This window comes from Desertibacillus haloalkaliphilus, from assembly GCF_019039105.1.
Classification (GTDB): Bacteria; Bacillota; Bacilli; order Bacillales; family KJ1-10-99; genus Desertibacillus; species Desertibacillus haloalkaliphilus.
In genome coordinates, this window is sequence record NZ_JAHPIV010000010.1 from 17,082 (window position 1) to 34,613 (window position 17,532).

Annotated in this window: 13 protein-coding genes; 12 read left to right on the forward strand and 1 reads right to left on the reverse strand. The window is 39.6% G+C overall.

Annotated elements, in window-relative coordinates:
* The first annotated feature begins 230 nt into the window (after nucleotides 1–230).
* From rny to mutL, 10 genes are all read left to right on the forward strand, one after another.
* Nucleotides 231–1,796 (forward strand): ribonuclease Y, encoded by a 1,566-nt coding sequence (gene rny, locus KH400_RS12165; RefSeq protein ID WP_217224943.1) that lies wholly within the window; start codon nucleotides 231–233, stop codon nucleotides 1,794–1,796.
* A 131-nt stretch (nucleotides 1,797–1,927) separates the two neighbouring features.
* Nucleotides 1,928–2,725, forward strand: a complete 798-nt coding sequence (locus tag KH400_RS12170) for a TIGR00282 family metallophosphoesterase (protein WP_217224944.1) — start codon at nucleotides 1,928–1,930, stop codon at nucleotides 2,723–2,725.
* A gap of 112 nt (nucleotides 2,726–2,837) precedes the next feature.
* Nucleotides 2,838–3,098, forward strand: coding sequence for a stage V sporulation protein S (locus tag KH400_RS12175; protein WP_217224945.1), 261 nt, complete (start codon nucleotides 2,838–2,840; stop codon nucleotides 3,096–3,098).
* 604 nt (nucleotides 3,099–3,702) lie between these two features.
* Nucleotides 3,703–5,445, forward strand: a complete 1,743-nt coding sequence (locus tag KH400_RS12180; RefSeq protein WP_217224947.1) for a 2-oxoacid:acceptor oxidoreductase subunit alpha — start codon at nucleotides 3,703–3,705, stop codon at nucleotides 5,443–5,445.
* Complete coding sequence (locus KH400_RS12185; RefSeq protein ID WP_217224948.1) at nucleotides 5,446–6,312, forward strand: 2-oxoacid:ferredoxin oxidoreductase subunit beta; 867 nt, start codon at nucleotides 5,446–5,448, stop codon at nucleotides 6,310–6,312.
* 358 nt (nucleotides 6,313–6,670) lie between these two features.
* A complete protein-coding gene (gene miaB / locus KH400_RS12190; protein WP_217224949.1) occupies nucleotides 6,671–8,182 on the forward strand; it encodes a tRNA (N6-isopentenyl adenosine(37)-C2)-methylthiotransferase MiaB in 1,512 nt (503 codons plus the stop codon).
* Nucleotides 8,182–8,604, forward strand: coding sequence for a YlbF/YmcA family competence regulator (locus tag KH400_RS12195; protein ID WP_217224950.1), 423 nt, complete (start codon nucleotides 8,182–8,184; stop codon nucleotides 8,602–8,604). Before miaB ends, KH400_RS12195 begins: the two co-directional genes overlap by 1 nt.
* 517 nt (nucleotides 8,605–9,121) lie before the next feature.
* Nucleotides 9,122–9,697, forward strand: a complete 576-nt coding sequence (locus tag KH400_RS12200) for an outer spore coat protein CotE (protein WP_217224951.1) — start codon at nucleotides 9,122–9,124, stop codon at nucleotides 9,695–9,697.
* A 292-nt stretch (nucleotides 9,698–9,989) separates the two neighbouring features.
* The gene (mutS, locus tag KH400_RS12205; RefSeq protein ID WP_217225171.1) at nucleotides 9,990–12,620 is read left to right on the forward strand and encodes a DNA mismatch repair protein MutS; all 2,631 of its coding nucleotides are present in this window, start codon (nucleotides 9,990–9,992) and stop codon (nucleotides 12,618–12,620) included.
* A gap of 31 nt (nucleotides 12,621–12,651) precedes the next feature.
* A complete protein-coding gene (gene mutL, locus KH400_RS12210; RefSeq protein WP_217224952.1) occupies nucleotides 12,652–14,538 on the forward strand; it encodes a DNA mismatch repair endonuclease MutL in 1,887 nt (628 codons plus the stop codon).
* A gap of 539 nt (nucleotides 14,539–15,077) precedes the next feature.
* On the opposite strand, the gene KH400_RS12215 is transcribed toward mutL, so the two are convergent.
* Nucleotides 15,078–15,305, reverse strand: a complete 228-nt coding sequence (locus KH400_RS12215; protein ID WP_217224954.1) for a hypothetical protein — start codon at nucleotides 15,303–15,305, stop codon at nucleotides 15,078–15,080.
* A gap of 506 nt (nucleotides 15,306–15,811) precedes the next feature.
* Here KH400_RS12215 and KH400_RS12220 point away from each other — a divergent pair.
* Together KH400_RS12220 and miaA are read left to right on the forward strand one after the other, a co-directional pair.
* The gene (locus KH400_RS12220; protein WP_217224956.1) at nucleotides 15,812–16,660 is read left to right on the forward strand and encodes a class I SAM-dependent methyltransferase; all 849 of its coding nucleotides are present in this window, start codon (nucleotides 15,812–15,814) and stop codon (nucleotides 16,658–16,660) included.
* Nucleotides 16,602–17,531, forward strand: coding sequence for a tRNA (adenosine(37)-N6)-dimethylallyltransferase MiaA (gene miaA, locus KH400_RS12225; RefSeq protein ID WP_217224958.1), 930 nt, complete (start codon nucleotides 16,602–16,604; stop codon nucleotides 17,529–17,531). Before KH400_RS12220 ends, miaA begins: the two co-directional genes overlap by 59 nt.
* The last annotated feature ends 1 nt before the right edge of the window (nucleotide 17,532 follow it).

Sequence of the window (17,532 nt, forward strand, 5' to 3'; positions counted from 1 at the left end):
CGTGCCAAAGTCGTGCAAGCTTGTCATTTAATGGTCGAATGTTTATTGACAATGCTTGACAATGAAATTATCGGGCTATACAATTAAAAAGAATAATGTTTTTACATGTCATATTTACTATTCATTTTAAATACGTGCATCTAGTTTGGGTGCACAATATATGACAAAACGAGTATGACAATATTTATTTATGGAACCAACAATTAGATAGCAAGAGGAGGTGAAAGGGTATGGATAATTTGGTCGTCCTCATCTCCATTTTGCTTGTCTCTGCAGCCGTAGGTGCAGTTGTTGGATATCTTGTTCGAAAATCCATTGCAGAAGCGAAAATTTCCAGTGCGGAACATGCAGCACAACAGATGATTGAAGAAGCAAAGCGTGAGGCGGATGCGAGTAAGAAGGAAGCCATTCTTGAAGCGAAAGATGAAATCCATAAAATTCGCACAGATGCCGAGCGTGAGGTTCGTGACAGAAGAAATGAGATTCAAAAACAAGAGAATCGTTTGGTTCAGAAAGAAGAGATCCTTGACCGTAAAAGTGAAACCTTAGATAAGAAAGAGGAATCATTAGATAAGAGAGAGGAGTCTCTCACCAAAAAACAACGACAAATTGAAGAGATGGATAGCAAAGTGGAGGAAATCTTGAACAAACAGCAGGCTGAGCTTGAACGAATTTCTGGATTTTCTCGTGAAGAAGCTAAAGAAGTGATTAGACGAGAGGTAGAGCAAGAAGTATCACATGATACAGCGATTATGGTCAAAGACATTGTTAGTCAAGCGAAGGAAGAGGCTGATAAGAAAGCAAAAGAGATTCTTTCATTAGCCATTCAGCGTTGTTCGGCTGAACATGTAACCGAAACAACAGTGTCTGTTGTTAGTTTACCAAATGATGAAATGAAAGGCCGCATTATTGGTCGTGAAGGTCGAAATATCCGTGCGTTAGAGACGTTAACGGGAATCGATCTTATCATTGATGATACGCCAGAAGCTGTCATTCTTTCTGGATTTGATCCAATTCGTCGTGAGATTGCTCGTACAGCTCTTGAAAAACTTGTTCAAGATGGACGTATTCATCCAGCTCGGATTGAAGAAATGGTTGATAAATCTCGCCGTGAAGTGGACGAGAACATTCGTGAATATGGGGAACAAACAACCTTTGAAATGGGTATTCATGGATTACATCCTGATTTAATTAAGATCTTAGGCCGCCTTAAATTTAGAACAAGTTATGGACAAAATGTGTTAAAGCATTCAATGGAAGTAGCATATCTAGCTGGATTAATGGCAGCGGAATTAGGAGAAGATGTTCAACTTGCCAGACGTGCAGGATTGCTTCATGATATCGGTAAAGCTATTGACCATGAAGTAGAGGGAAGTCATGTGGAGATTGGTGTGGAGCTTGCGACAAAATATAAGGAACATCCTGTAGTGATTAACAGTATTGCTTCCCACCATGGAGATACAGAAGCTACATCTGTAATTGCGACTCTTGTTGCAGCAGCGGATGCTCTGTCGGCAGCAAGACCTGGGGCAAGACGTGAAACACTTGAAACCTACATTAAGAGACTTGAGAAACTAGAAGAAATTTCTGAGTCCTTTGAAGGTGTTGAAAAGACATATGCGATTCAAGCTGGACGAGAAGTTCGTATCATGGTTAAGCCTGATATTGTTGATGATGCTCTCGCCTATCAGCTAGCGCGTAACATTACAAAAAGAATTGAAGATGAACTCGACTATCCTGGACACATCCGAGTCACTGTCATTCGGGAAACAAGGGCAGTCGAATATGCGAAATAAAGTCGGGGCCCCTTTTAGTGGGGTACCCGCTTTATTTCTTTTTATTTACATATTCAATCCTATTCACTCATTCTAATAAAAATGAGTGACGCTAGGGAAAATAATCAAAAACATAAAAAAGGAGTTTGGAGATGAAAATTTTATTTATTGGTGATGTTGTCGGCTCCCCCGGACGTAAAATGATTAACGAGTATCTTCCACGTCTAAAGAAAAAGTATCGACCAACGGTAACGATTGTTAACGGCGAAAATGCTGCTGGTGGTAAAGGAATTACACAAAAGATTTATAAAAGTTTTTTAGATGCGGGTGCACAAGCAGTGACGCTTGGGAATCATGCGTGGGATAATCGTGAGATATTTGACTTTATTGATGATGCACAAGCGATGATCAGACCTGCAAATTTCCCTGAAAAAACGCCTGGCAACGGCTCAATGATTGTGAAAGTGAATGACCTTGAAGTAGGAATCATTAACTTACAAGGCCGGACATTTTTACCCCCTATTGATTGCCCTTTTAAAAAGGCGGATGAATTAATCAGTCAGTTGAAAAAGCGAACGCCATTTATTTTCGTTGATTTTCATGCGGAGGCAACAAGTGAAAAACAAGCGATGGGCTGGTATTTAGATGGGAAGGTTTCAGCAGTTGTCGGCACACATACGCATACACAGACGGCTGATGAACGGATCCTGCCAAGTGGTACGGCCTATATTACCGATGTTGGGATGACTGGACCCTATGATGGTATATTAGGTGTAGAAAGAGAGGCTGTACTTTATAAGTTTTTAACGAGCCTTCCTGTACGGTTTGAAGTCACGAAAGGTAGAGAGCAACTGAATGGCGTATTGGTTGATGTTGATGCAAAGACTGGACAAGCAAAATCAATAAAGCGGATTTTAATCAATGAGGATCACCCATATACTGAAGATTAAATAACAAAGAATTGAATATTTAAAAAATTTAAATATCCTTGCAGGAATATCGATTGAAGTCGTGAATATAGTAAAGAAGTGGCATCATTCATCATTAAGGAGGTTCTAAATAATGGAAATATTAAAAGTTTCAGCAAAATCTACACCTAATTCTGTCGCTGGAGCACTTGCAGGGGTTATACGAGAACGAGGAGCAGCAGAAATCCAAGCAATTGGTGCCGGTGCTCTAAATCAATCGATTAAAGCTATTGCGATTGCGCGTGGTTTTGTTGCGCCTAGCGGAATTGATCTAGTTTGTATTCCAGCATTTACTGATATTCAAATTGATGGTGAGGAGCGTACAGCAATTAAATTAATCGTTGAGCCACGTTAGTCCTAGTATAAGAGAATGGAGCCTATTTGCAGATGCAGTAGGCTTTTCTTTTTGCTCTAAAGCGAAATATTTTGAGTAGTCTGGATAAACTTAAGTGCCGTTGAAGTTTTTGTAGTATAATAAAAATAAAGGTAAAAGTGATTATTTTAAAATTACCGAAAATAAATCGCGAAAACCTTTGAAGTTTATACTCTCTTTTTGTTAAAATTATGACAAGATCTTGAACGATAATAAAAGATCGGCAAGATCGAGAGGAGATTTTTGTATAAAACAAGGGGGATCATTTTATAGAGGAAACTTTAGATAGATAGGCATTTCATTGTTGGACTAGTTTTATAGGAAACCTAATATCGTAATATGATTTTTCGTTGTTTGTCAATAGTTTTTAAGAATTTAATTATTTATTCACGATTTCGTAATAAATTACTGATAAGTCTTGCTTTTTGTATAGGAAGGGTCTATTATTGTAATCGTTTAGTACATAACCAATACAAAAATGCAATGACTTATGAGTTTACTAGAATTTCTAGTGATTAACTCGAAATAGTGATAAAATGGTATTAGTAAGGTCATTGGATTTTAATACGCCAAAGGGGTGGAGAATATGATCAATCAACTTTCATGGAAAGTTGGCGGACAGCAAGGGGAAGGTATTGAAAGTACCGGTGAGATCTTTGCAATTGCATTAAATCGATTAGGATATTATTTATATGGTTATCGCCATTTTTCGTCTCGTATTAAAGGGGGACACACGAATAATAAAATTCGCGTAAGTACAGCACCTCTTAATGCTGTTTCAGACGACTTAGACATTTTAGTAGCATTTGACCAAGAAACAATTGATGTCAATATTCATGAATTACGTGAAGGTGGGATTGTCGTTGGGGATGCCAAGTTCAATCCGACAATTCCCGAGGACTCAAAAGCGACATTGTATGCGGTTCCATTTACAGAGATTGCAAATGACCTTGGCACTTCGTTAATGAAGAACATGGTTGCTGTAGGCGCATCTAGTGCGATCCTTGGACTCGAAGTAGAAACGTACCGCGAAGTCGTAGAAGAAATCTTCTCGAAAAAAGGTGCATCAGTCGTAGAAAAGAACATGGAAGCGATTAAAAAAGGTGCTGAGTTCTTTAACGAGCAAGCTGGTGGTCAAATTGAATCATTAAACCTTGAAAAAGCAGATGGCAAAAAGCGTATGTTTATGATTGGTAATGATGCGATTGCAATGGGAGCGGTTGCAGGTGGCGCTCGTTTTATGCCAGCTTACCCGATTACACCAGCATCAGAGGTCATGGAATACTTAATTAAAAAATTACCGGAATTCGGTGGTACAGTGATCCAAACAGAGGACGAAATTGCTGCATGTACAATGGCGATCGGTGCAAACTACGCAGGCGTTCGTTCATTAACAGCATCAGCAGGTCCTGGTCTTTCTTTAATGGCTGAATCTATCGGTCTATCAGGAATGACTGAAACACCAGTTGTCATTGTTGACACACAACGTGGTGGTCCAAGTACAGGGCTACCAACAAAACAAGAACAGTCTGATTTACTAGCGATGCTTTACAACTCTCATGGTGATATTCCAAAAGTTGTGATCTGTCCAAGTACAGTTGAAGAGGCATTCTATGATGCAGCTGAAGCATTTAACATCGCTGAAGAGTATCAATGCCCTGTCATCCTTGTTACTGACTTAGCATTATCACTCGGTAAGCAAACCGTTGAACCATTAGACTATAACCGCGTAGAAATTCGTCGTGGTAAGCTTGATATCAATCAAGAACTACCAGAACGTGAAAATGGCGCTTACTACAAGCGTTATGAGGTAACAGAAGATGGAGTTTCTCCTCGTGTTATTCCAGGAATGAAAAATGGTATTCACCATGTCACTGGTGTAGAACATGATGAAACTGGGAAACCATCTGAGAGCCCGCAAAACCGTGTCGCTCAAATGGATAAGCGTTTACGCAAGTTAAATAACTTCCCTGAGAAGTTTAACACGCCAGTCTTCATTAATGATAAACATGAAGAAGCTGACCTACTCATTATCGGTATTAATTCAACACGTGGGACGATTAACGAAGCTATGCCTCGTCTAGAAGAAGACGGAATTAAGGTGAACCATGCTCAAATCCGTTTATTGCATCCGTTCCCAACTGAAGAGCTTAAACCATTAATGGACCGTGCGAAGAAAGTTGTCGTCATTGAGAATAACGCAACTGCACAACTTGCGAGCATCATTAAGATGAACGTTGACGGAGAAAAGATCCAAAGTATCTTAAAATATGATGGGAACCCATTCCTACCATCAGAAATTTATAAACAATGCAAGGAGTTGGTCTAAATGGCAACATTTAAAGACTTCCGTAATAAAGTAAAGCCTAACTGGTGCCCAGGTTGTGGAGACTTCTCAGTACAAGCGTCTATCCAACGTGCTGCAGCAAATGTTGGTGTTGAACCGGATGATCTTGCGGTCGTTTCTGGTATTGGTTGTTCTGGTCGAATTTCAGGTTATATTAATTCATACGGGCTTCATGGAATTCATGGTCGTTCACTTCCAATTGCCCAAGGTGTAAAAATGGCAAACCGTGATTTAACAGTTATCGCATCTGGTGGAGATGGTGATGGTTTTGCAATCGGTTTAGGTCATACACTTCATGCGATCCGCCGTAACATTGATATGACATATATCGTTATGGATAACCAAATTTATGGATTAACAAAAGGACAAACGTCACCACGAAGTGAAATGGGCTTTCAAACGAAGAGTACACCAGCTGGTTCGATTGAATCTCCATTAAATGTGATGGAAACTGCATTAACAGCAGGTGGTACTTTTGTAGCACAAAGTTTCTCTAGTGACCTGAAGGAATTAACATCTCTTATCGAGCAAGGGATTAACCATAAAGGGTTCTCATTAATTAATGTCTTCAGTCCATGCGTAACGTTTAACAAAGTAAATACGTACGATTGGTTTAAAGAAAACATTACAAAGCTTGAAACTGTTGAGGGTCATGATCCAAATAGTCGCTTAAGTGCAATGCAGACATTAATGGAGTATAACGGTCTTGTTACTGGTTTAATTTATCAAGACACTGAAAAACCTTCTTACCAAGATCTTGTTCAAGGCTATGCAGAAGGTCCATTAGCTCATGAAGATTTAACATTAAATGAAGAGAAATTTAATAAGTTAATGGCAGAGTTCATGTAAGTACTCCTAAGAGGTGTTCACAGATGTGAGCACCTTTTCTCTTTTCGTAGCTAAAGAAGCTTTTTTAAAACGGGCATAGTCATAAGTATAAAGAATTTTTAGAAAATATACAATATTTATTTTAATATTTTTTATAGGTTGTCGTTTTCTAGTTTATATATGTCTTTATTAGTTTAGACTGTGATAGGTAAAGGGATACCAAATGCAGATCGACTCTAGAAGTATTGCAAAATAGTGAAATTCACGTTAAAATATTGTTTTGCAAAAGATGAACGCTTATACTACTAGGGTGATACATTTTTGTGATTTTATCCCCCTGGCACAATCCGAATAGCTAAACTTGAAAGGAGTTTGACCTATGACGACAGAAAACAAAAATAACCTTAGTAATTCATCGGTCCTAAAAACCGATCAGGATTACGATAAGTACTTTCAACCTCCTAGTTTAAAAGATGCGAAAAAGCGTGGAAAAGAGGACGTTAAAGTACATTACAATTTTGAGATTCCTGAGGCAATGAAAACCATTGGTAAAGGAAAGAAATTCTTAATCCGTACGTATGGTTGCCAAATGAACACGCATGATTCTGAGAATATGGCTGGAATCCTGCTTGAGATGGGGTTTGAAGCAACAGAAGAAACCGATGATGCTGATGTTATTTTGCTCAATACCTGTGCGATTCGTGAGAACGCTGAAAACAAAGTTTTTGGTGAAATCGGACACTTAAAGCCATTAAAAAAAGAGCGCCCTGAATTAATACTGGGTGTTTGTGGCTGTATGTCCCAAGAAGAATCAGTGGTTAATCGTATTCTAGAAAAACATCAACATATCGACTTAATCTTTGGTACACACAACATACATCGTTTGCCAAACTTGTTACAAGAGGCAATCTTTGGTAAAGAGATGGTCGTTGAAGTGTGGTCAAAAGAAGGCGATATCGTTGAGGACATGCCTCGTGCTCGGCAAGGGAAGACGCAAGCATGGGTGAACATTATGTACGGGTGCGATAAGTTCTGCACGTACTGTATCGTACCATACACACGTGGTAAAGAAAGAAGTCGACGACCAGAGGACATTATTGCAGAAGTTCGTGATTTAGCACGACAGGGGTACAAAGAAATTACCTTACTTGGTCAAAATGTTAATGCATACGGGAAAGATCTTGAAGACATTGAGTATGGCCTAGGTGATCTTATGGATGAAATCCATAAGATTGATATTCCGCGTGTTCGTTTTACGACGAGTCACCCACGTGATTTTGATGATCATTTAATCGAAGTATTGGCTAAAGGTGGAAACATGGTTGAACACATTCACTTGCCCGTACAGCATGGAAATTCAGAAATTTTGAAGCTCATGGCTAGAAAATATACGCGCGAGCAGTATTTAGAATTAGCTAGAAAAATAAAAACAGCGATTCCAAATGCTTCATTTACAACGGATTTAATTGTTGGTTTCCCTAATGAAACAGAAGAGCAATTTGAAGATATGTTATCATTGGTGCGTGAGGTAGAGTTTGATAGTGCCTATACGTATATTTACTCTCCACGTGAAGGAACACCGGCTGCAAAAATGGAGGATAATGTTCCTATGGAAGTAAAGAAGGAACGCTTAGCACGGTTAAACGCGTTAGTGAATGAAATTTCTGCGAAGAAAAACGAAGAGTATCAAGATAAAGTGGTTGAAGTTCTCGTCGAAGGTGAAAGTAAAAAGAATCCTGATGTACTAGCAGGACGTACACGCACAAACCGTCTTGTTAATTTCGTCGGGCCAAAATCGGCAATTGGTGAAATTGTATATGTGAAGGTGACGGAAGTTAAAACATGGTCATTGGATGGAGAAATGGTCGAAGTAGCTGAGGTGAAAAACTAATGGGGAAAACATATTCAAAAGATGAAATCATTGATAAAGCTAGAGAGCTAGCAAAGATGATTGCTGAAACAGAGGAAGTTGATTTCTTTAAACGAGCAGAGAAGCAAATCAATGAGAATGTCCGGGTGCAAGAATTAATCGGACAAATTAAAAAGCAACAAAAAGAAGCTGTAAACTTACAGCATTACGAGAAACATGAAGCGTTAAAAGAAGTTGAGAAAAAAATTGATGAATTAAATGATGAAATTGATCAAATTCCTCTTGTTAAAGAATTTAAGCAAAGTCAAATGGATGTTAACGGCTTGTTACAATTAGTTTCATCAACAATTTCAAATCAAGTGACAAATGAAATTATTGAGTCAATGGATGGCGACCTTCTCCAAGGTACAACAACGAAAAACCCCTTAAAAGGCGGTTGCTAATAAGAAGCGTTAAGACTACTGCATATGCAGTGGTCTTTTTCTTTGTCTAGCTTCATCAGTCGCCATCGGCTCCAAGATAAGCGGGGCCTTACACATTTCTGTATTGATAGCGAGCATAGGGATCCTATCGATGGTTGAATAAGGGGATCGGGCTGCTTTGGTTAAGAAAAATCAGAGGGTGATTACAGCCCCTGCTTAACTCAACAGGGAAAATCGTAGTGAAATGATTTCTATTAAAAAGTTACCAAAAAACCTATCATGAAATGGTTGAGTGGTGCATAAAGTGTAAAAGATCATGCATTTATGTTTTATTTTCTATCACAATTTTTTTGTGTGAAGTAATTTTTTAGGAACATTAGTCATTCGCCCTGCATAGGATGAAAGTGAAGAGATACGATGAGGAGCACTTTCTATCTTATTATGCAAATCTTCCTACCATGATTAATTGCATGAAGCAGTTTATGAAAGGCTTCGTCACGGGCACTTATTACTGATATTGATTGAGGAGGGTAAACATATGTCACAGACAGAAAGAGACTTGAATTATCGGGAGATCATTACAAAAGCTGTTTGTGGAAAAGGGAGGAAATTTTCACAAGCAAGCCATACGATCGGTCCTTCCCATAAACCATCAAGTATTTTAGGTTGTTGGATCATCAATCATCGGTATGAAGCTGAAAAGAAAGGAGATTCGGTAGAGGTTCAAGGACGGTATGACATTAACATTTGGTTTTCTTATAACAATAATACAAAAACCGAAGTGGCGACTGAGACAGTCACGTATACAGATGTTGTGCCGTTATCGAGTCGAGATAAAAATGTACTGAGTGATGACCTTGAAGTGATCGCGCGTGCTGTTCAACAACCGAATACATTAGAAGCGACAATTTCACCAAATGGCTCAACGGTTGTTGTGCAAGTAGAGCGGGAGTTCGTTGTTGAATGCATCGGAGAGACAAAAGTTTGTGTTTATGTGAATCCGGATGGTGTGATGGATGACTTTGATGATGAGGCAATCGCTGAAGAAGTTGTAGATGATGAAGAGTTTGAGGATTTAGATCCGAACTTTTTAATGGGGGATTTAGAAGAATAAAGAGAGACAAATAAAACTAGGGAGGGGGTTACTACTTCCTAGTTTTTTTTGTTGTCGATAAGGGATTTGATAGAAGGATGATGGTACTGAACTGAGGTATAAGAAGTCGTTCAGAGTAGTGAAAAGGGATCCTCCAACGAGTCATCTAACATTGTTGAATTGATGGGTTGAGAGGGTGAAAGACTACTTGGGGAGTCGATTTATGGGTGTGGTGCCACCGATCGTAAGGGTGATGAAAATGGGCGAACATGCTATAATAGAATCGTATAATGATGAACGTTGGAGGAATACGATGGCACAGCATACGCCGATGATACAGCAATATTTACAGATTAAGGCACAGTATAAGGATGCCTTTTTATTTTTTCGATTAGGCGACTTTTATGAGTTGTTCTTTGAGGATGCAAAAAAGGCATCGCAGGAATTGGAAATTACATTAACTGGGCGCGGTACGGGTGATGATAAGATCCCGATGTGTGGGGTACCTCATCATTCGGCTGATGATTATATTTCTCAATTGATTGAAAAAGGATATAAAATTGCGATTTGTGAGCAGGTTGAGGATCCAAGACAGGCAAAAGGTGTAGTAAAAAGGGAAGTTGTTCAGTTGATCACCCCTGGTACGGTCATGGAAGGGAAAACGATCCATGAAAAAGAAAACAATTATCTCATAGCAATAACTGATTTTGAGGACGGCAGTTTTGGGTTAGCGCGTACGGATTTAACGACAGGAGAGAATCTAGTAACGTTGATTACTGGTGATTTTGATGAAGTACTCCAAGAGCTTGGAACAATCAAAGCGAAAGAATTGATTGTATCAACTTCATTTGCTGAAGAATACACAAAGCGGGTAAACGACGTTCTGACGTTAACGTTGTCCTATGAAGACGAGGAAACGGTACTCCCATCGTTTGAACCATTAGTTAAACATCTTGAGCAAAAGAAGTTAATCTCAACCTTTGCGAGATTAACTCATTATTTGGCGCGCACTCAAAAGCGTACGCTTGATCACTTGCAGCCTGTCCAATATTATACAACAAATGATCATATGAAAATTGATCTTCATTCGATGAGAAACCTTGAATTAGTTGAGACTTTACGTGAAAAACGAAAAAAAGGGTCTTTGCTATGGTTGTTAGACGAAACGGTCACAGCCATGGGAGGACGAATGTTAAAGCGGTGGGTCGAGCGTCCACTCGTTTCTACACATACGATTACAAGCCGGTTAAGTATGGTTGAGTCTTTGCTAAATCATTTCTTTGAGCGGGAAGAACTTCGTGACCAATTAAAAGAGGTTTATGACTTAGAGCGATTAGCCGGAAAGGTTGCCTATGGGAATGTTAATGCCCGTGAATTACTTCAGCTCAAGAAGTCTCTCGAACAAGTACCGCTGATTATAGCTATGATCGAACAGTTAGGTAACCCTCATGGGTTAGAGCTTGTACGGAATGTGGATCGTTGCGAAGGGTTGCTAGAATTATTAGAGACAAGCCTACGAGAAAACCCTCCGCTATCAATTAAAGAAGGTGGAATGATCAAGGAAGGTTTCCACCTTGAATTGGACAAATACCGTGATGCTAGTGTGAACGGGAAAACATGGATTGCTCAACTCGAGCAACGAGAGCGTGAAGAAACAGGTATTAAGACGCTGAAAATTGGGTACAACAAAGTTTTTGGCTACTACATTGAGGTGACGAAGGCAAACATTCAATACTTACCAGAAGGTCGGTATGAACGAAAACAAACGTTGTCCAACGCAGAGCGTTATATTACACCGGAACTCAAAGAAAAAGAAACGTTAATTCTAGAGGCGGAAGAAAAAATTGAACAGCTAGAGTATGACTTGTTTTTAGAGATTCGTGAGCAGGTTAAGCAGTATATTTCACCGTTACAGCAACTAGCTAAATGTATGAGTGAAATCGATGTTCTTCAAGGGTTTGCAACGGTAAGTGAGCAACAGCATTATGTGAAGCCGACGTTTTCAGAAAACCGTGAAGTGAACGTCATCGATGGACGCCATCCGGTTGTTGAGAAAATGATTGATCATGGTGATTACGTTGCCAACGATGTTCGCTTGAGTCGTGATCGAGAGATTTTGTTAATTACAGGACCGAATATGGCCGGGAAGAGTACGTACATGCGTCAACTCGCTTTAATTGCAACCATGGCACAAGTTGGCTGTTACGTACCTGCAACAGAAGCGACGTTACCAATTTTTGATCAAGTGTTTACAAGAATCGGAGCAGCGGACGATTTAGCAAGTGGGCAGAGTACGTTTATGGTAGAAATGTTAGAAACGAAGCATGCGCTTGCGAAAGCGACACAAGATAGTCTGATCTTACTAGATGAAATAGGGCGCGGTACATCGACATATGATGGTATGGCTTTGGCGCAGTCGATTATCGAGTACATTCATGATGAAGTTGGGGCCAAAACGTTATTCTCTACGCATTACCATGAGCTAACGGCATTAGAAGCCGAATTGTTACGTCTACAAAATGTTCATGTCTCTGCCGTTGAAGAAAATGGGAAGGTTGTCTTCTTGCACAAAGTCATTGATGGACAAGCTGACCGCAGCTATGGCATTTATGTTGCTGAACTGGCAGACTTGCCACATCAAGTGATTACACGTGCGCAAGAAATTCTATCCCACTTAGAAACGCAGAATTCGAATATAGAAACGGTACCGGCACGTGAACCAAAGGTGGTGCAGGAAAAGCCAGTAGCGATAGCAACTGAGGCTGAACAGCCAGTTCAATTGCCGTTATTTGAAACCGAACAACCTGAGGAACAAAAGGGCGAACAAGCGCTGACCCCCGTTGAACAATCAGTCATTAAAAAGATGAAAAAGTTAGATGTATTAAACATGTCCCCTATTGAAGCGATTCAACAATTAAATGAGCTACAAAAGAAATTACGATAAACGAACGTTTGGAGAAGTGAGGTGATAAAACATGGGTAAGATCGTACAATTAGACGAACATTTATCGAATAAAATTGCAGCTGGAGAGGTTGTTGAACGACCAGCATCGATTGTAAAAGAGCTTGTTGAAAATGCAATTGATGCAAATAGTACTAGGGTTACAATTGAGGTAGAAGAAGGTGGACTCTCGAAAATTCGTGTGTTAGATAATGGTGATGGAATTGAGAACGGTGATTGCCATACCGCTTTTTTTCGTCATGCTACGAGTAAAATAAAAACCGATCACGATCTTTTTCGGATCGTGACACTAGGATTTCGTGGCGAAGCATTACCGAGTATTGCCTCGGTCTCTCATCTCGAAATGAAAACAAGTATTGGTGAAGGCCCAGGGACTCACCTCATCCTTGAAGGCGGTAAGGTTGTTGAGGAGAAATCAACGAGTAGCCGTAAGGGGACTGAGATTACGGTGACGAATCTTTTTTATAATACGCCAGCTCGATTAAAGTATATGAAAACCATTCATACTGAGCTAGGAAACATTACTGATATTGTTAACCGTTTAGCGATGGCGCATCCTGAGCTGTCATTTCATCTCACTCATAATGGGAAGGATATTTTGCGTACAAACGGGAATGGTGAATTATTACAAGTGATTGCCGCCATTTATGGACGTTCCGTCGCGAAGCAAATGCTTCCTGTTTCTTTTGAGTCGCTTGACTTTACGGTTAAAGGTTATATTGCAAAACCGGAAGTAACGAGAGCATCAAGACAATATATGTCAACATTTATGAATGGCCGCTTCGTGAAAAATTACCCACTGTCACGAGCCATTCATGAAGGTTATCACACATTATTACCGATTGGCCGTCATCCGATTGTTGTTTTAACAATTCAGATGGATCCGTTATTAATTGATGTGAACGTCCATCCTTCTAAATTAGAAGTTCGGTTAAGTAAAGAGCAGGAATTAATGGAACTTGTTTCATCAGGTATTAAGGACACGTTTCAAACGGTTCAATTGATACCTGAGGTTAAGCGGTCAGCACCTCAGCGTGTTCAATCAGAGCAAGTAAAATTAGATCTCTCAACCTTTGAGCAAGATCACCGTGAAAAGCGTGAACCTGAAACTGTACGTGAAGTTGCGTCTACATTTCCTAAAGAAGAGGTACGACCAAACCTCAATGAGCCTATCACCGAGGAACCAGTCAAAACAGCCCAGGCCATTGTAGAAGTTGAGGATGAGGGGGATGACGAAGAAGTCTTTACACCTGAGGAGTCTATTGCTGTTTCAGAGCCTACTTTCAATGAACAGATAACCTCAGTAGAGGCGGAAAACCGTGTTCCTGTCCTATACCCAATTGGTCAGATGCACGGGACATATATATTAGCTCAAAATGATGAAGGTCTTTACATTGTCGATCAGCATGCCGCTCAGGAGAGAATTAAATACGAATACTTTCGTGAAAAAGTTGCTGAACCGACACCAGAAGCCCAAGAATTGCTCGTTCCGATGACATTAGAATACACACAAGCTGAAACAGTGATTATTGAAGAGCATTTACAAAAACTTGCACAAGTAGGGGTGTTTCTCGAATCTTTTGGTTCACAAGCATACATTGTACGCTCGCATCCCACTTGGTTTCCAAAAGGTCTAGAAGCAGAGACATTAAAGGAAATCATTGACCAAGTCATCGAACGAAAGAAAATAGACATTAAAAAGCTTCGCGAAGAGGCTGCAATCTTAATGTCATGTAAGGCTGCGATTAAAGCAAATCGTCATTTGCGTCATGATGAAATATTTACGTTATTAGAATCTTTAAGAAAAAGCAGTGATCCGTTTACGTGCCCGCATGGACGGCCAATTATTGTGCATCTAACAACATATGAAATGGAAAAAATGTTTAAACGGATTATGTAGATCAATGCGAGGCTCTTGTTGATGAAACAGGGTCTCGCTTTTTTCTATTAGAAAAGAGCGAGACAGACCTATATAAAGGTTCAAATTGCACCTTTATATAGGTGCTTTGAATGAGCGAAAAGAAGGGCTGGACCGGCTAAGATAAGATTGTTCAACTATTGTTAACAAATCTTTCTATTGTTTGTAACATTCTTACATCTTTTGTTGGAGATTCTCTGGTAAAATAAGGGTGAGAAAGAGATAACTTTATTTATAGGGGGAATGATTGATGACGACTGTAGGGGGAATTATCGTAGCATTAAGTTTTACATTTATCATTATCTTCGGAGCGCTTGGGATGGCAGTAGGGCTCTATAAATATTCAAATAGTCAGTAACATTGGCTTATGTTGAGAACCAACTCATCCTATAACTGGGGTGTTGGTCTTTCTTTAACTAGTTATCACCATAAATATAATTGAAACATTAGTTATGTTATTTAATGGATAAAAGAAGACGAATTAATCCAATTTGATTAATTCATCTATCGTAGCCAAAGTATTATTCCTGCTCGTCTTCATCGTACCCATGTATAATTTGTTCTCTTTCTTCGACAGGTACATATGAATGTGGTGCTGCCAACAATAAGCCGATAAAGCATAATACGACGCCGATGGCCATGCCTGTAAACGGGAAGGTTAGTTTTTTCTTTTTTATTAGCGAGAAGAGCAGAAAAAATGCGTTTACGATGAAAATGATAACCCCAATGATAAAAACTTCTAAGTCCATATGTTTCCCCCTATTTATAATAAAGCGTTATTTTATGTTCAGTTACATTTATTTTATCATTATTTTCTGAGGTAAAACATATTCAAGTCTATGAAAATAGCGGGAACTTTTGAGAGGTTTGTGACAGTTTTATTTAAACAAGGCTCTGTTATCGTTGAATGTTGATATTGGGCTCATTTTATGGGAGGTATGAATGAAATCCTATGAGAAAATAAAATTTTCTCCATGATTTCATTCATACCTTCCAACCTTTCAGTACCTGAAAGGCGTGCGAAACTAAGGTTTCGCACGAAATGAGCCCAATATCAACGAGCGTCAATACTAAACTTTAACACAGCCTTAAACAAAGAAAGTGATTATAAAGTATTGAAAAAGTGGAAATGAATGGATGGAGTAGGCCTCTGATTGAAGCCAGTCTCATTTGCACTACACCGTAAAAGAGCATATAATCAAAGCGTGATAGCTACACGTGCGTTAGCTATCGGTGCAGAAGTGGGTGATTGCAAATGATTGTTACAACGCCGTCGCGAACAACTCAGCGTTTGGATAAAAAAGCACAGCGTATGGCTAGTGAATTGAATATCCCTTTTTATCCTCGTGATGATCAATCGATTGCGGTAATGCAAACCATCTATCATCAAGACGTTCTCGTTGTTGGTGAAGCAAAAATGATGATTTACCGTTTTGGTTCAGATGAGCCTATCTTTTTCCATCCGAATTCAGCGATGTTTCGTGTAAGGAGGTTTGTAAGAGGTGAAACTGATCCGTTACTGTTAACTTCCCAGCTAAAGGAAGGGATGTCGTTTTTGGATTGCACGTTAGGATTGGGAGCTGATGCGATCCTCGCAAGTGTTGCGGTTGGTCCTCGTGGCAGGGTTGTTGGTATTGAGGCAAACTCTTACGTTGGTTTTCTTGTCTCAGAGGGCCTAAAGCGTTGGGAAAGTGGACAAAAGGAAATGGATAAAGCAATGAAAGCAATCGAAATTGTGCAAGATGATCATCGGCATTACTTACATACGTTACCTGATGATAGCTTTGATATTGTCTACTTTGATCCGATGTTTGAAGAAACGGTTGATGTCTCGAATGGCATTAAACCATTGAAAGTATTTGCCTCGTATTCGCCATTGACTGATAATGTCATAGCTGAGGCAACTCGAGTTGCGCGTCATCGTATTGTCCTTAAGGATCATTGGAAAAGTAAAAGGTTTGAAGAGCTTGGCTTTACAGTGATTAAGCGTCCATCAGCTACGTTCCATTATGGATTCATTGATATTGAAAAAAAGGGAGAGAAACATGAAAGAAAAGTTAGTCGTGATCGTTGGGCCGACAGCGGTCGGCAAAACGAAAACTAGTATAGAGCTTGCGAAAGCGTTGCATGGAGAGGTCATTAGTGGTGATTCCATGCAAGTATACCGTGGTATGGATATCGGAACGGCAAAGATTAAACGAGAGGAAATGGAAGGCGTACCTCATCATTTAATAGATATTTGTGACCCAATTGAATCATTTTCCGTTGCATCTTTTCAAAGTCGTGTAAAGCCGCTCATTACATCGATTAATGAACGAGGTCATATTCCTTTTATTGTCGGTGGGACAGGTCTATACATAAAGGCAGTTACACATGATTATCAGTTTGCGAAAGCGCCTTCAGATCCTCGTTATCGAGAAGAATTAGAGGCTTTTGTTGAGGTGCATGGTGTTGAGGAATTACATAAGCAGTTAAAAGAGGTGGACCCACTAAGTTACGAAACGATTCATCCAAATAATTACCGACGAGTCATTCGAGCACTTGAGGTCTATCATCTCACAAAGCGGACCATTGGTGACTTTCAAGAAAAACAGCCTGATGAATCACCTTACGATTTAGTGATGATCGGCTTAACAATGGATCGTAAGGTATTATATGAGCGAATAAACTTGCGTGTTGACTTGATGATTAAACAAGGTTTGATCGAGGAAGCAGAGCGCTTATATGCCCAAGGTGTTCGTGATTGTCAATCCGTACAAGCGATTGGCTACAAAGAAATATATGAATACATAGAAGGAAAGGTTAGCAAACAAGAAGCGATTGAATTGTTAAAGCGTAATTCAAGGCGGTATGCGAAACGGCAGCTTACTTGGTTTCGAAATAAGGCCGACGTTACCTGGTTTGATCTGACCGATGGGGACACTTACGAAAAGATTGCAGAAATTAAAAATTTTGTAGAAGGAAAGCTGTTTTAAA

Bases quoted from the DNA above. Each gene is read 5' to 3' on its own strand.
- rny (WP_217224943.1), top strand. From the start codon at position 231: ATGGATAATTTGGTCGTCCTCATCTCCATTTTGCTTGTCTCTGCAGCC.
- KH400_RS12170 (WP_217224944.1), top strand. From the start codon at position 1,928: ATGAAAATTTTATTTATTGGTGATGTTGTCGGCTCCCCCGGACGTAAA.
- KH400_RS12175 (WP_217224945.1), top strand. From the start codon at position 2,838: ATGGAAATATTAAAAGTTTCAGCAAAATCTACACCTAATTCTGTCGCT.
- KH400_RS12180 (WP_217224947.1), top strand. From the start codon at position 3,703: ATGATCAATCAACTTTCATGGAAAGTTGGCGGACAGCAAGGGGAAGGT.
- KH400_RS12185 (WP_217224948.1), top strand. From the start codon at position 5,446: ATGGCAACATTTAAAGACTTCCGTAATAAAGTAAAGCCTAACTGGTGC.
- miaB (WP_217224949.1), top strand. From the start codon at position 6,671: ATGACGACAGAAAACAAAAATAACCTTAGTAATTCATCGGTCCTAAAA.
- KH400_RS12195 (WP_217224950.1), top strand. From the start codon at position 8,182: ATGGGGAAAACATATTCAAAAGATGAAATCATTGATAAAGCTAGAGAG.
- KH400_RS12200 (WP_217224951.1), top strand. From the start codon at position 9,122: ATGTCACAGACAGAAAGAGACTTGAATTATCGGGAGATCATTACAAAA.
- mutS (WP_217225171.1), top strand. From the start codon at position 9,990: ATGGCACAGCATACGCCGATGATACAGCAATATTTACAGATTAAGGCA.
- mutL (WP_217224952.1), top strand. From the start codon at position 12,652: ATGGGTAAGATCGTACAATTAGACGAACATTTATCGAATAAAATTGCA.
- KH400_RS12215 (WP_217224954.1), bottom strand. From the start codon at position 15,305: ATGGACTTAGAAGTTTTTATCATTGGGGTTATCATTTTCATCGTAAAC.
- KH400_RS12220 (WP_217224956.1), top strand. From the start codon at position 15,812: ATGATTGTTACAACGCCGTCGCGAACAACTCAGCGTTTGGATAAAAAA.
- miaA (WP_217224958.1), top strand. From the start codon at position 16,602: ATGAAAGAAAAGTTAGTCGTGATCGTTGGGCCGACAGCGGTCGGCAAA.